Genomic DNA, 12,499 nt, shown 5'->3' with positions numbered 1-12,499 from the left:
ATTTTCAGCAGTCAAAAATACATTCTTGCTCGTCTTAACGAGTCTTTAACTCTCGCGGTGTAACCTGGTAGGGTTATTTACTAGACCGTTCATAATTTATGGCCTTTTCCTTAAGTGCAACCCGTTGGGGATTCTTAATTCCTGCGTTTGCAAAGCAAGTTCCCTGCTTGACCGCCCTTGCCCTGGGGTTAGCTGCTTGCAGCCCGCAAACGCCAACCGCCCCTCCTGGAGCTAACGCTCCTGCTGAAAGCGCCAGCCCTGCTGCTGGCGGAGGTGCCACCCTTTCAATTAGCGGGGCGGGAGCGACAGCTCCTAACCCTGTTTATCAACGCTGGTTTCAGGAATATAACAAGCTAAAGCCAACCGTTCAAATCAGCTATGACTCGGTAGGCAGTGGTGCCGGAGTTAAGCGATTTTTAGATCAAACCGTTGACTTTGGTGCGACCGATGCAGTGTTGAAGCCAGATGAGCGCAGCAAATTGCCTGCCGATCGGGGTAGCGCCATCCAAGTTCCTACGACAGGCTTATTTGTGGTATTCGCCTACAACCTCGACGGAGTTGACAACTTAAAGCTGTCTCGTGAAGCCTTCTGCGGAATTGCCGACGGCTCGATCAAGACTTGGAACGATCCCAAAATTGCCAAAGACAACGCTGGGGTGACGCTACCGGGTGACGCGATTACCTTCGTTCACCGCTCTGATGGCAGCGGCACCACCGACATTTTTACAAAACATCTCGTCAAAGCTTGCCCAAATTGGAAAGCAGGATCAGGCAAAACCGTTGAGTGGCCTGCTGCCGGAACCGGGGCAAAAGGCAATGAAGGGGTAGCCGCAAGTATTCAGCAGACCAAAGGCGCGATCGGCTACACCGAGTTTTCTTTCGCTAAACAGACTCAGCTTAAAACTGCCACGCTGCAAAACAAAGCAGGTGCATTTATTGCTCCCACGCCAGAAGCAGCGGCAAAGGCCCTTGAAGGAGAAACGGTTCCGGCTGACTTTGCGCTACAGGTTCCTGATCCGGCAGGCAAAGAGGCTTATCCGATCGTCAGCTTGACTTGGATGCTGCTTTATGAGCAACCCAAAGACGCTGCAAAAGCCAAAGAAATGGCAGAATTCTTGCGCTGGTCTGTCAAAGATGGCAAGCAATATGCAACCGAGTTGGGCTATATTCCTCTGCCTGACGAGTTAGCAACCAAAGTTTCGGCGACGTTAGATACAATCAAGGTGTCCGCTAAATAGTCGGCGACCTCCTCACACAGTTGGTTTGCTCCTCACCTTTATTCTGCTCACCCTTCAGTAGATCTTATGGCTACGTCACCTTCTCAGACTGCAATGCCGACGGAGCGATCGCAGTCATCGCGCGTTTTAGATAAAGCCTTTGTTTGGCTAACTGGGGCGTTTGCGATCGGGGTCGGGTTTGTCTTGTTGGCGATCGCCTTTCGAGTTGGCACCGATGCGCTCCCGGCGATTCAAAAATTTGGTCTGAGCTTTTTAACGACCAGTCGCTGGAGCGTTAACGATGAAGTATTTGGGGCACTGACCCAAATCTATGGAACCCTAGTCACTTCATTTATAGCCTTGCTGATTGCGGTTCCGATCGGCATTGGGGTTGCCCTATTTCTCAGCGAAGACTATCTGCCACCTCGAATTAAACAGCCCGTCGTATTCTTGATCGAGTTGCTGGCGGCGATCCCCAGTGTGGTTTATGGACTGTGGGGCATCTTTGTTTTGATTCCTCTACTCAAGCCATTTGGCATTTGGCTCAACACCAACTTTGGCTGGATTCCTCTCTTTAGCACTGCTCCTTCGGGCCCGGGCATTTATGTAGCAGGAATCATTCTGTCGATCATGATCTTGCCGATCATTGCGGCGATTTCGCGAGATTCTCTAGTTGCAGTGCCCGCAGAAATTCGTCAGGCGGCATATGGGTTAGGGGCAACACGCTGGGAAACCATTTTCCAGGTTATTCTTCCGGCAGCATTTTCTGGTATTGTGGGCGGCATCATGTTGGCTTTGGGTCGAGCGATGGGCGAAACTATGGCGGTGACAATGGTGATTGGTAATTCCAATTCCATTAGTCCCTCGATTTTGTCTCAGGGTTCCACCGTGTCTTCGCTGTTAGCAAACCAGTTTGCTGAAGCCGGAGGGCTGCAAGTCTCTTCTCTGATGTATGCAGCATTGATTTTGTTTGGGCTGACTCTAGTCGTCAACGTATTAGCAGAAATTATTGTGCGTCGCTTTAGCCTCAAACTCTAGGTTTCAGGGGTCAGGGATCAGAATCGAGTATCTACTTGACGTTTGAAACCTGGCACCTTTATTGATTTAGCGATTCGATAGGAATTATTTAAGATGGCAAGCCCAGAATTTGCGACGGCACTCAACATGAAGCGATCGTCGATGTCGCCTCGCACTTTATTTTCTTCGGTGATGACGGTGATCACCTTCGTGTGTGCGGCTCTGGCGCTGATTCCGCTCGTTGCAGTGCTTTCCTACGTCTTGATTAACGGGGCATCTAGTTTCAGGCTCAGTGTCTTTACTCAACTTCCTCCCGCACCGGGTTTGACTGGGGGCGGCTTTGGAAACGCCCTAGTCGGAACCTTCCTAACGGTGGGGATCGCTTCACTATTAAGCATTCCATTTGGGGTGCTGGCGGCGATTTTTTTGGCAGAGTTTTATCGCGATACAAAACTGGCAGAGACGATTAATTTTTTGACCAACGTGTTGAGCGGGGTGCCTTCGATCGTGATTGGCGCGTTTGCTTATGCATTTGTGGTGCTGGCAACAGGAACCTTTTCTGCGGTGGCAGGCGGGTTTGCGCTGGCGGTGTTAATGCTGCCGACGATCGTTAGAACCGCAACCGAATCGTTAGAGTCAGTGCCCAGAGATTTTAGACAAGCGGCGATCGGGCTAGGAGCAACCCGCTTTCAGACTACTGTGCAGATTGTGCTTCCGGCGGCAATTCCGGCAATCATTACAGGGGTGATGCTGGCACTCGCTCGTGCAGCCGGAGAAACCGCACCCATTTTGTTTACGGCATCTACCAGTCGCTATTGGGTACGATCGGTCTGGGAGCCTACCGCTACTATGGCTCGATTGGTGTTTGACTTCGCCACTGCCCCTTATAAAAGCCAGCAAGAGCTAGCATGGGTAGGTTCTCTCGTGTTAGTGGCATTGGTTCTCGTGACAAGCATTCTTTCGCGCTGGATTGTTAGAAAGCGGTAGTTTTTGAGGCACTTCTACCCAGCTATTGATCGACTTGATCAGTCCGAATCCTCAAGTCTACGTCAACCCTATTTACCACTACCCAACCTCACTTTATGGCTTCCGAACTTCAAAGCGCTCGCAAAACCGAGACGGTGTTTCGCACTGAGAACCTCAACATCTATTACGGCGATTTTTTGGCGGTTAGAGATATCTCGATCGAGATTCCTAAAAACAAGATCACCGCATTTATTGGCCCGTCAGGCTGCGGTAAGAGCACGGTGCTGCGCTGCTTTAATCGCTTAAATGACCTGATTAAGTCCTTTCACCTTGATGGCAAGCTCTTCTATCACGACCAAGATCTTTACGCACCAGAGATCGATCCCGTCGAAGTGCGGAGACAGATTGGCATGGTGTTTCAAAAGCCAAATCCGTTTCCCAAATCTATCTACGACAATGTTGCGTTTGGCCCACGCCTGCTGGGCTATAAAGGCGATATGGATGAGTTGGTTGAGCGCTCTCTCAAGCAAGCAGCGCTTTGGGATGATATCAAAGACAAACTCAAAGCGATGGGGACTGACCTATCGGGTGGACAGCAACAGCGTTTGTGTATCGCACGAGCGATCGCCGTTCAGCCTGATGTGATCTTAATGGACGAACCTTGCTCGGCGCTTGACCCAATCTCGACCCTAAAAGTTGAAGACCTACTGCAAGAACTCAAAGAGAAATACACGATTCTGATTGTGACGCACAACATGCAGCAAGCGTCTCGCGCCTCCGATCGCACGGCTTTCTTTAACGTAGAAGCTAACGCAAAAGGTCAGAGAACGGGCTACATCGTTGAATACGATCGCACAGAAGTGATTTTTCAAAGCCCTAAAGAGCAAGCGACGCAGGCTTATGTTAGCGGTCGTTTTGGTTAGACGAACCTACGCTCTACTTCCCTGTTAGCCTAAAAGAGATCTTACAAAAGACTTCTCTCGTGATCTCTCCACAAGACCGACTAGAGCAGATTCAGCGCATTATTGTCACGGCAGAGCAGATGCGATCGATCGAGTCTCGCGTTTTTGCTGCCGGGATGCCGATCGCCGCTCTGATGGAAAAAGTTGCCTCAAAGTTAGCGCACCGTATCGCCGCACTCTACCCACTGCCCAACCCTCGCCGCGTCGGCATTTTAGTCGGGCCCGGACACAACGGCGGTGATGCGCTAGTCGTTGCCCGTGAGTTGCACTTTAAAGGCTACGAGGTGATGCTCTGCTGCCCAGTCTCCAAGCTAAAAGAACTCACGGAAGGTCATTTGCGCTACGCAACGAGTTTAGAAATTCCTTGCCATCCACAAATAGAGTCTCTACAAACTTGCGATTTGCTAATTGATGGCTTATTTGGTTTTGGGCTAGAACGATCGCTGACTGACCCGATCGCCCCCCTGATTGAACAGGTTAACCATTGGCATCAGCCCATTCTCAGCATTGATTTACCTTCTGGTTTACATACCGACACCGGGAAGGTTTTGGGAGTGGCAATTCGGGCGACTCAAACTCTTTGTCTAGGGTTATGGAAACTGGGACTTCTGCAAGAAGAGGCACTAGAACACGTGGGCAGTGCTGAGTTAATCGATCTTGACTTGCCCTTAACGGACGTTTTGGCAGTGGTCGGCGATTCGCCTTTGGTTCAACGCGGAACTGCTCAAGCCGCGATCGCAACGCTGCCCTTATCGCGACCGCCCACCACTCACAAGTATAAAATGGGTCATCTGCTGTTGGTTTGCGGCTCTCGTCGCTATGCAGGTGGCGCACTGTTAACGGGTCTTGGCGCACGGGCAAGTGGAGTCGGAATGCTGTCGATCGCCGCCCCCGAATCGCTCAAACCCGCGCTCTCTGCTCAACTCCCAGAAGCCCTGATCATCGATTGTCCTGAAACCCCAGAAGGCGCGATCACAGCATTCCCTTCGTCCTTTAGTCTTGACTCTTCGTTCGACGCGATCGCCTGTGGACCAGGTTTAACATCTGACGCGACTGCGATCGTTGAGCAAATTCTCGCCAGTCAATGTCCTCTAGTACTCGATGCCGACGGTCTAAACATCCTGGCACAGCAAGGAACCATCCCAACATTGCAGAATCGTCAGGCTCCCACCATCCTGACTCCTCATTTAGGGGAGTTTAAGCGGCTGTTTCCCGATTCAACAGTGACAGAGTGTCGGGTGACAGCCGTTCAGAGAGCAGCGCAGCAAACAGGCGCGATCGTCCTGCTCAAAGGGGCAAGAGTCGCGATCGCAGATGCCCAAGGCAATACGCGCATCAATCCAGAAAGCACTCCAGCTTTGGCACGGGGCGGCAGTGGTGATGTCTTAACGGGGCTGATGGGTGGGCTAGTGGCTCAAGCGATCGCAAAACTCCCTAAAGAAACCAGCGAAGATTTAAGGACAAGCTCGATCAGCGTCGATCTGATTCAGTCCGGCGCTTGGTGGCACGCTCAAGCAGGAATTTTAGCAGCCCAAGAGCGGACAGAATTAGGAGTCGATGCTTATACGCTCACCCAGTTCTTGATTCCAGCGCTGCGACAGCAAGTAGATGCTGCTGATTCAAAAACTTTCTCAAATTAACTCCGCTAACCTATTGCAAATCGTCCCCTATGATGTGCTACTATTTGTATCCGTGGGGTATCGGATCGGTGCCCGAGTGGTTAATGGGGGCGGACTGTAAATCCGCTGGCTACGCCTACGTTGGTTCAAATCCAACCCGGTCCATTCTACGGTAGGATATATATAGATAAGGTAAAAGTAAGAGTTTTCTCTCATCTATATATATTTTTATGCCCGTGTGGCTCAGTGGTAGAGCACACCCTTGGTAAGGGTGAGGTCATCAGTTCAATCCTGATCACGGGCTTTCAAATCTAAATGTACGTTCGCACATTAAATGTCACTGTTCGCACATTAGTGTCGTTTTCGGTCAAACTGCTACACAACCTCATTATTTCGCACATTAATGTCGTAAGTTGCCAACAGAATGCTTTTCGCGCATTAGTGTCGCCATCTACCAAGGGTGTGCTCCTTTCAGCCCTCCTAAGAGCAATTGTGATCGTTTTCGCTTTTTATTTGATGTACGGCTTTCAGCCCTCCCCTCTCTGGGAGACTGATTGCGACCATATCTGCGGGTGTTGCTCAAAGGGGATAGGCAGCTTTCAGCCCTCCCCTCTCTGGGAGACTGACTGCGACTCTCGCCCTCTTCGGGGTCATAGCGAACGTAAGACCTTCAGCCCTCCCCTCTCTGGGAGACTGACTGCGACTCCCAGAGCTGGAACCTTTACCCAGCCTGCCCTTCTAGAAGGAAACTACCAAAGCTGCGTTGACATTTGCAATAAGCAGCTTCCATTTGCAGTAACCATCGCCTGTTGTCTTCAACAAAGGTTCTAGAAGTCAGATCTCAAAAGGATTCGGAACGTTTTGGCTAACCTCCCAGGGATTTTGTCCTCGCTTCGGTTTGCCAAAAATAATTGGAGGACTCCTCCTTGATCGGAGGCAATTAATAGCCGCCAAAGACTTGTTGTTAAATAACGCTCAAAGCCGCTGAAACCTCTACGCTGTAAGCCTCTAGAGGTTTTTCACTGAACTGCCTAAAACGACTGCCATGACTGGCTTTTAGGCATTTTCAAGCTTATTTCGCAACAACTCTACTACAGACTAAGCTGTACCTTCATCGCTGAAGGCTAGGGTCACTTCTGCTGGGTGCGCACCTGCGTTACATTAGACCTTTTGCGTGATAGCGAAGAAATTGCCCTGAAACTTATATGTCAAAAGACTTGTAGCCGTTTTCTGGCACTAATAGCTGAAATGCCTGACCCGTAAAGCTTTTAGCCATTTTTTAGCTTACGACGCAAAAGGTCTATTGGAGGAGAGACTCTTTTCAATGCAACTTATTCCGATCCCCATCCATTGTTCAAAAATGAATAATAGCCAGGATGGCAGTCAGTGACCGGGCAACTATTTAGGGGCGGAAAGCACGACCGTCTTACAACGGTCAAACTGACCCCTCATTTTTCACAGCTCAGCGGCTTTTTGAGCATGAACTGCGGCGCTGTTGTCTCACATATTAACTTGTCTAGGTTCGGTCGTACTATTTTGATTGCTTAATTCGAGGAAACCTGTCGAAAATGATAGGCAGCGATCGCTACATCTCTTGCCTTGTGCTGAGGGGTTCCCTGACGGGGCTGAGTTGCAGTTTCAGTCGTCATGTCAGCTTTTTCTGCCTGAGCGCGGATTGCAGTCAGAAGGCGATCGTAACTCCAGCGATGGATGCTGATCCGAGCCTGCTTAGCATATTTGTTTTGTACCTGTTTAGAATCGGATTTCCGCTCAGCTCTTGCGTTGATTTCAGCCGCCAGATGCTCTCGCAAATTCTGGGTATGGGGTAAGACAATACCGCTTGCTTGGAATTGCTGCGCTAATTCAATGATGGATTTTCCTAGCAGGCGATCGACATACTGCCCAAGTTCAGATTCTGAAGGTTGATGGGTATAGCCCTTAGTCTGATTCTTATGCCGCTTCAAAGCATTTTGCTGCTGCTGTTGCCGATGACGATTGAATAATCGATAGTTGTCACCCAAAAGTTGACGGACACTGCGGTATGCAAGAACGTGACCCGTTCTGACGTTAACAACCGCAACGGTTACGGGATTAATAAGTCCGATGCTGACCCCTACAAAGATATCCGGTTGCCCCTGATAGCGAGGTTTACCTTGGCGTTGAGGAAGGCATTGTAAGCGAGTCAGAGTGGATTGCTGGCGTTTGAGATATGCCTGCTGATGCTCAGTGAGTTCTTCTGGATCTTTAGCCTCTTCTAGCTGTTTTTTCAAACGGCTGATCCCTTCCTGCCGTTTCTGTTCCACGCCTTCAGCCCTCAAGAGCCGAGTATCTAAAGAGCAGTGTAAGGTGAGGTAGTTTGCTTGCCAGGGTTCCCCCTCTTGTTTGCTCTCTTGCCTTAAAAGCAACACAGATCCGCCCTTTTTCATTAGTTGACCATCGTAAGTCAGTTTGGCTTCCAAAGATAATTGGATAAAGTAAAGTTGCAGGTTTTGCCAGTAATTTTGCTTGCCAGAGCATCTGCTCAATGGTATCGTCTGGAACCTTGGCAGTCGCAGTCGATAACACCTCCAAAAACTCTTCGCCTGTGAGGTCACGTCCCTTGGGTAATCGGCTGGCTAATTGCGCTTCGAGTTCTTTGATTCTTCTCTGCTTGCCGTGGATGCGTTGAGCAAAGGCTTCTGGATCTTCCTCCTGTTCACAGACCTGGCAATCATTTTTGAGTAGGTGGGCGATCGCACAACGGCTCAAGGCATCATCTACTGTCTCATACGCTTGAAACAGCGCGCTCATTAAATCGCCATTGGCTTTTGAATTCTGTTTTTTCTTGCGTTTCTGTTTAGGTTGATTCTGTGCCCCAGGAGACTGTACATTGAGTTGTGCCAAAATTTCTTTTGCTTTGTTTTGAATTGTATGAATGTTACAGCCACTCATTTGAACTAACTCAGCATCACTTTTGACAACATTGAGCCAGCGTTGCCTCCCATCCAGGCTCCGGCGACGTTTTCGCTGTAATTCCAACCAGGATTGGTAGGTGTACGTCACTATCAAACTAGCTGAGGTGTAAAAACGCCCTGGCTGCTCTTCAAATTGAGGATGAACCTTGAGCGGGTTACATAGTTCTCGGACTGATTTGTCTGGCACTGTACCATTGCGCTGCCAGACTTCAAAGTCATCGTGCTGGCTGACGGACTTTAATAATTTGTTCACAAGAGGCGTATTTTTATCTGCCATCAGGTGCCAAAGCTGCTGACGAATCTCTTCACTGGCGACAAGACGGCATTGGACGGTGATGAAACTCATAAGGGTTATGTCATCAATTGCTAGATGGCTTGGCGACGGGATTCTGTTGCTACTAACTGCGCTCGAATTGTTTTTCGACTCACTTCCAGTCCAGAAAATTTGTGCATGTAGAGTTTGAGAACTAATATAGTACAATTAAACTATTTTAGGAAGACTGAAATTGCAAATTTAGGCTGTTGGCGATCGAGACGACAATCCCTTTTTGGCGGAGTTCGCCCAGCGCTTTATAGAAATTTCCATCACTCAGTTCCCATCGTTCGCAAAAAGCGCTGACTTCTATAGTGGGGTTGAGTTTAGCCGGATAGTCGATCTGGAGGGCAAAGAAAACGTAGTCTCGATCGTTGGTTAGAAGCTTGATCTGCCGGATTCTCAGGAGTTCTTCGCGATCGATTAAATAATGGGTGGAGGTTGAGTCAGTCATAGGTTTAAAGAGAGAGTAGTGCAAGTGTAGGGAAATCGCAGAGTTTTCTAGCCTTCCCAGACGAGTGTTCGCCAATTTGGAGGAATCACACCGTCGCTAAGCGCAGCCCCAATCATGCCTTGGTGGGCAATGCTGGATCGCAGGCAGTGACAGCGCCGACAGAGCGTTCGCAGATTAGAGTTTGCATCTGAGCCACCTTTTGAAACTTCCAGAATGTGGTCAATGTGAGCATTCTTCAGAGATAGAGAGTTCAGTGGCTGATGCTGGCAGTGTGGTCCTTGGCAGCGCCCTTCGTCTCTTTGCCAGATTTGTTTGCACGTTTCGTGCCATAGTGCCGGATGTTGGCGTTTTGTCCAAGTCATCTTTTAATCTCAGTTGAAGTAAGGTGTCACCGTGCCATGCCGAACCTACGCCTAGCCTTGCCGAAGCATGCCGAGTCAAGAGGTAATGCTTTTTGATCTCTTAGGTAGCTATGCCTGAATAGAGAAATTCAAAACCTCGAAGCGGCCGTAGCCAATCGATCGCCCGTCAGCCAGTCCGGCAAGCTTGCCTGCATCAATTGCCACAGCTTCCATCTCCTGCCTAGAAATGATGGTTTTATCCCACAGCAAGGTGAAGGAGCAGCACCACCCAGGAGCAGCAGCGACCCGGTAGCGGATATTGTGTCCGCGAGTCGCAATATTTTTGACAACCCTCATGAAAATATAGACTTCCTGCTCAATATCTTCGCTGGCTTTGATGGGTTCTTCTGGCAGATACCGGTTGATGTAGATGCGGCGGTCTTGTACCTGCAACGTAGAAACCATTTGGCTCATGAGGCTGCTTCTACCTCGCTTCGTGTATTTAGCAGCATCGCGGAAGCAGCCAAAGATGTGAGTGGGCAGAAGATAAAGCTGCCGATCTTCGGTGAACAGAACATTTCGCTGCCATTCGGTTGGGTCATTACCCGCCGTGCCACCGCGCTCTTGACGTTTGCCGAATGATTCGGATGGCTGTAGGTGATTCCAGAGCAAGGGTTTGGTTCCTTGAATCAAAATTTCAGCCTTTAACTGGTTGCCGATCGCGGCTGAGTTTTCCTGGAGTGCAAGTTTACTCATAAGGTGCTGGAGGTTCGAGCAGTTGTACTATTCAACCCATTAAAGGAGGCTTTGATTAGGAGAGCAAACTCATACCCGCACGGTGCGGGAATTTTATGAAGGTTGACGGCGATCGCTCCTGCAAAGCTGTTGCCTTATCGGGGTTGGAATTGGCTCGTAGTTCTCCCAGAGAAAGTCCATCTCGGCCAGCCGTCTAAGATAAATGGTTTCGGGAGGCTGACTGCTTCTGCTGCGCTGGAACCAGCGATCGACAGTGGATTCAGAGCAGCCGCAGATTGCCGCGATTTGAGCATGGGTAACATTCCACTTGGCATAGAAATCGGCTGGAGACATGCCAAACTGACAGTTGCAATAGAGATTGAGCAAGGCTTGCTCTCGTCCTCCCAGATTTCTCAAGCTCATGGCTGTTCCGGGGTGAGATCGTAGGTGATAGGAACAAGCTCAAGATCCGACTCCCAAGCCATATCGCTTTTAATCCATCTTTGGGAAGGGCTGGACAGAGATAGCCAAACGGTGTATTTCCAAGCCCAGCTATGCAGAGGTTGAGCAGAGGCATAGTGAAGTCCAGTAACTATGCCAAAGTCTTTGGTCGGTTGAGGCTGCCAGCAGATGTAATCGCCAATTTGAAATTTGGGAGATGGAACAGTGGCTGGAAAGCCTTTCGGCAGATCACTAAGCGGCATATGCAGTGGAGCAGATGAACAAAAATCTGCTTACATTATGACGTAAAGGCGCTATGACGTAAATGTCATTAAGGAAGATTGAACTTTCTCTAAATCGTCATGTGAGAATGAAGCCCGAATTAAGCAATAGGGTCATATGGCGGAAACTAGAGAAGTGCGGGGCAAACTTCCCAAAGACCTGAAGATTGCCTTTGAGGTGGCTTGTGCGCGAATGGAACTTACACAAGCTGCGGCTTTGGAGGAGGCGATTCGAGATTGGTTGGTGAAGAAAGGGGTGCCGACAAGCGATCAGGGCATCTGAGCGCTGTCTAGAGCAAGAGCCATGCACTAGAGGTAGGTATTGCTGGAGCGATGATTAATTGTATAGATGTCTAATACCGTTTCGCGTTCTAAGTCGTCATTTGGAGATGTGGAAAGTAGGTCATCGAACTGATTTTTTCAGGTAAGTCCATCAGCTCTTTTAAGCCTTTGCAAAGAGTATTGCTGACCGCATCTAGCGTCTCAAAGGCTCGATTGTAGAAATGTTTCTCTCGGATCTCCTCCCAAATATGTTCTGTTGGATTAAGTTCAGGACTGCGAGGCGGTTGAAAAATCAAGCGAATATTCTCAGGAATGAGCAAATCTCCAGAACGATGATAAGAAGCACCATCCACCTGCATCACCACGAAAAATCAGCAAAATCCTCAGCCCCTTGTTCAAGAAACAAATTCATCATAGCGGTGTTAGAAAACGGTAACTCAGATCTTGCACCAGTCTCAACAAGGGGTTGCCAAAAAGCTCAAAGTCTGAAAGAAAGGGCGTAGAAACATTTCAATGGGACGGTTATGGAAACCATCTTGGAACACGCCCAAGGATTAGTGTACGCTCTACTCGGATTGATGCCTAGTTCCGATCAGAAAACCAGCTTCAGTGCGCTACTCGGACTGTTTTTAGATGCGTCCGGTCATGCTTTGCCCCAACATTGCCCGATAAAATCTGCCAGTGCGTTGAGTCGATTTCTAAATATCTATGGGTGGTCTACCCGGTCGGTGCTGCGAACCACTCGCCAAACGGTGCTGAAACAGATGGCACAGCATCTATCCCGTTCTGACAGTCCGCTGAAAGTGATCATTGACTTAACAACGCTACCGAAGTGCGGCGAGTTTCGGCATCTGGGCGACCCGACGGAGGATGGAGCAAAGCCCAACCCCTGGGTGCGAGTCCTCAACGGCAAGCGG

General features: G+C 49.4%; 12 protein-coding genes, 2 tRNA genes and 2 pseudogenes. 9 read left to right on the top strand and 7 right to left on the bottom strand.

The window, feature by feature from the left end:
- Positions 1 to 98: 98 nt before the first annotated feature.
- The 7 genes from pstS to BRW63_RS21430 all read left to right on the top strand — a co-directional run bounded on the left by pstS (position 99) and on the right by BRW63_RS21430 (position 6,085).
- Positions 99 to 1,238: a phosphate ABC transporter substrate-binding protein PstS gene (gene pstS / locus BRW63_RS21460; protein WP_073074445.1), complete on the top strand. Its 1,140-nt coding sequence runs from the start codon at positions 99 to 101 to the stop codon at positions 1,236 to 1,238.
- Positions 1,239 to 1,304: 66 nt separating this feature from the next.
- Positions 1,305 to 2,255 (top strand): phosphate ABC transporter permease subunit PstC, encoded by a 951-nt coding sequence (pstC, locus tag BRW63_RS21455; protein WP_073074444.1) that lies wholly within the window; start codon positions 1,305 to 1,307, stop codon positions 2,253 to 2,255.
- A 93-nt stretch (positions 2,256 to 2,348) separates the two neighbouring features.
- Positions 2,349 to 3,221: a phosphate ABC transporter permease PstA gene (pstA, locus tag BRW63_RS21450; RefSeq protein ID WP_073074443.1), complete on the top strand. Its 873-nt coding sequence runs from the start codon at positions 2,349 to 2,351 to the stop codon at positions 3,219 to 3,221.
- Positions 3,222 to 3,316: 95 nt separating this feature from the next.
- Entirely contained in the window at positions 3,317 to 4,123 is an 807-nt protein-coding gene (gene pstB, locus BRW63_RS21445) for a phosphate ABC transporter ATP-binding protein PstB (RefSeq protein ID WP_073074442.1), read from the top strand.
- A gap of 59 nt (positions 4,124 to 4,182) precedes the next feature.
- Entirely contained in the window at positions 4,183 to 5,802 is a 1,620-nt protein-coding gene (locus BRW63_RS21440; protein WP_073074441.1) for a bifunctional ADP-dependent NAD(P)H-hydrate dehydratase/NAD(P)H-hydrate epimerase, read from the top strand.
- Between the two features lie 62 nt (positions 5,803 to 5,864).
- Positions 5,865 to 5,946, top strand: a tRNA-Tyr gene (locus BRW63_RS21435).
- A 67-nt stretch (positions 5,947 to 6,013) separates the two neighbouring features.
- A tRNA-Thr gene (locus tag BRW63_RS21430) sits at positions 6,014 to 6,085 on the top strand.
- Positions 6,086 to 7,325: 1,240 nt separating this feature from the next.
- On the opposite strand, the pseudogene cas12k reads toward BRW63_RS21430, so the two are convergent.
- The 6 genes and pseudogenes from cas12k to BRW63_RS21400 form a co-directional block, all read right to left on the bottom strand.
- Positions 7,326 to 9,012 (bottom strand): annotated as a pseudogene (gene cas12k / locus BRW63_RS29660) (type V CRISPR-associated protein Cas12k).
- A gap of 214 nt (positions 9,013 to 9,226) precedes the next feature.
- The gene (locus BRW63_RS21420) at positions 9,227 to 9,502 is read right to left on the bottom strand and encodes a hypothetical protein (RefSeq protein WP_073074440.1); all 276 of its coding nucleotides are present in this window, start codon (positions 9,500 to 9,502) and stop codon (positions 9,227 to 9,229) included.
- A 47-nt stretch (positions 9,503 to 9,549) separates the two neighbouring features.
- Positions 9,550 to 9,864: an HNH endonuclease gene (locus BRW63_RS21415; RefSeq protein WP_073074439.1), complete on the bottom strand. Its 315-nt coding sequence runs from the start codon at positions 9,862 to 9,864 to the stop codon at positions 9,550 to 9,552.
- A gap of 108 nt (positions 9,865 to 9,972) precedes the next feature.
- Positions 9,973 to 10,599, bottom strand: a complete 627-nt coding sequence (locus tag BRW63_RS21410) for a hypothetical protein (protein ID WP_073074438.1) — start codon at positions 10,597 to 10,599, stop codon at positions 9,973 to 9,975.
- Positions 10,600 to 10,692: 93 nt separating this feature from the next.
- Positions 10,693 to 11,001, bottom strand: a complete 309-nt coding sequence (locus BRW63_RS21405) for a helix-turn-helix domain-containing protein (protein WP_073074437.1) — start codon at positions 10,999 to 11,001, stop codon at positions 10,693 to 10,695.
- Entirely contained in the window at positions 10,998 to 11,282 is a 285-nt protein-coding gene (locus BRW63_RS21400; RefSeq protein WP_083583144.1) for a hypothetical protein, read from the bottom strand. The genes BRW63_RS21405 and BRW63_RS21400 overlap by 4 nt, the downstream gene beginning before the upstream one ends.
- A gap of 136 nt (positions 11,283 to 11,418) precedes the next feature.
- Here BRW63_RS21400 and BRW63_RS28500 point away from each other — a divergent pair, with 136 nt between their 5' ends.
- Complete coding sequence (locus tag BRW63_RS28500) at positions 11,419 to 11,583, top strand: hypothetical protein (protein WP_181314462.1); 165 nt, start codon at positions 11,419 to 11,421, stop codon at positions 11,581 to 11,583.
- Between the two features lie 88 nt (positions 11,584 to 11,671).
- On the opposite strand, the gene BRW63_RS21395 is transcribed toward BRW63_RS28500, so the two are convergent.
- On the bottom strand, positions 11,672 to 11,941 hold the full coding sequence (locus tag BRW63_RS21395) for a transposase (RefSeq protein WP_073074436.1): 270 nt from the start codon (positions 11,939 to 11,941) through the stop codon (positions 11,672 to 11,674).
- 165 nt (positions 11,942 to 12,106) lie between these two features.
- Here BRW63_RS21395 and BRW63_RS21390 point away from each other — a divergent pair.
- Positions 12,107 to 12,499 (top strand): annotated as a pseudogene (locus BRW63_RS21390) (IS701 family transposase); the annotation flags it as partial.

Origin of the sequence: Phormidesmis priestleyi ULC007 (genome assembly GCF_001895925.1) — a bacterium.
GTDB lineage: Bacteria > Cyanobacteriota > Cyanobacteriia > Leptolyngbyales > Leptolyngbyaceae > Phormidesmis_A > Phormidesmis_A priestleyi_A.
This window is presented reverse-complemented; position numbering and strand designations above follow the sequence as displayed.

Bases quoted from the DNA above. Each gene is read 5' to 3' on its own strand.
- pstS (WP_073074445.1), top strand. From the start codon at position 99: ATGGCCTTTTCCTTAAGTGCAACCCGTTGGGGATTCTTAATTCCTGCG.
- pstC (WP_073074444.1), top strand. From the start codon at position 1,305: ATGGCTACGTCACCTTCTCAGACTGCAATGCCGACGGAGCGATCGCAG.
- pstA (WP_073074443.1), top strand. From the start codon at position 2,349: ATGGCAAGCCCAGAATTTGCGACGGCACTCAACATGAAGCGATCGTCG.
- pstB (WP_073074442.1), top strand. From the start codon at position 3,317: ATGGCTTCCGAACTTCAAAGCGCTCGCAAAACCGAGACGGTGTTTCGC.
- BRW63_RS21420 (WP_073074440.1), bottom strand. From the start codon at position 9,502: ATGACTGACTCAACCTCCACCCATTATTTAATCGATCGCGAAGAACTC.
- BRW63_RS21415 (WP_073074439.1), bottom strand. From the start codon at position 9,864: ATGACTTGGACAAAACGCCAACATCCGGCACTATGGCACGAAACGTGC.
- BRW63_RS21410 (WP_073074438.1), bottom strand. From the start codon at position 10,599: ATGAGTAAACTTGCACTCCAGGAAAACTCAGCCGCGATCGGCAACCAG.
- BRW63_RS21405 (WP_073074437.1), bottom strand. From the start codon at position 11,001: ATGAGCTTGAGAAATCTGGGAGGACGAGAGCAAGCCTTGCTCAATCTC.
- BRW63_RS21400 (WP_083583144.1), bottom strand. From the start codon at position 11,282: ATGCCGCTTAGTGATCTGCCGAAAGGCTTTCCAGCCACTGTTCCATCT.
- BRW63_RS28500 (WP_181314462.1), top strand. From the start codon at position 11,419: ATGGCGGAAACTAGAGAAGTGCGGGGCAAACTTCCCAAAGACCTGAAG.
- BRW63_RS21395 (WP_073074436.1), bottom strand. From the start codon at position 11,941: ATGCAGGTGGATGGTGCTTCTTATCATCGTTCTGGAGATTTGCTCATT.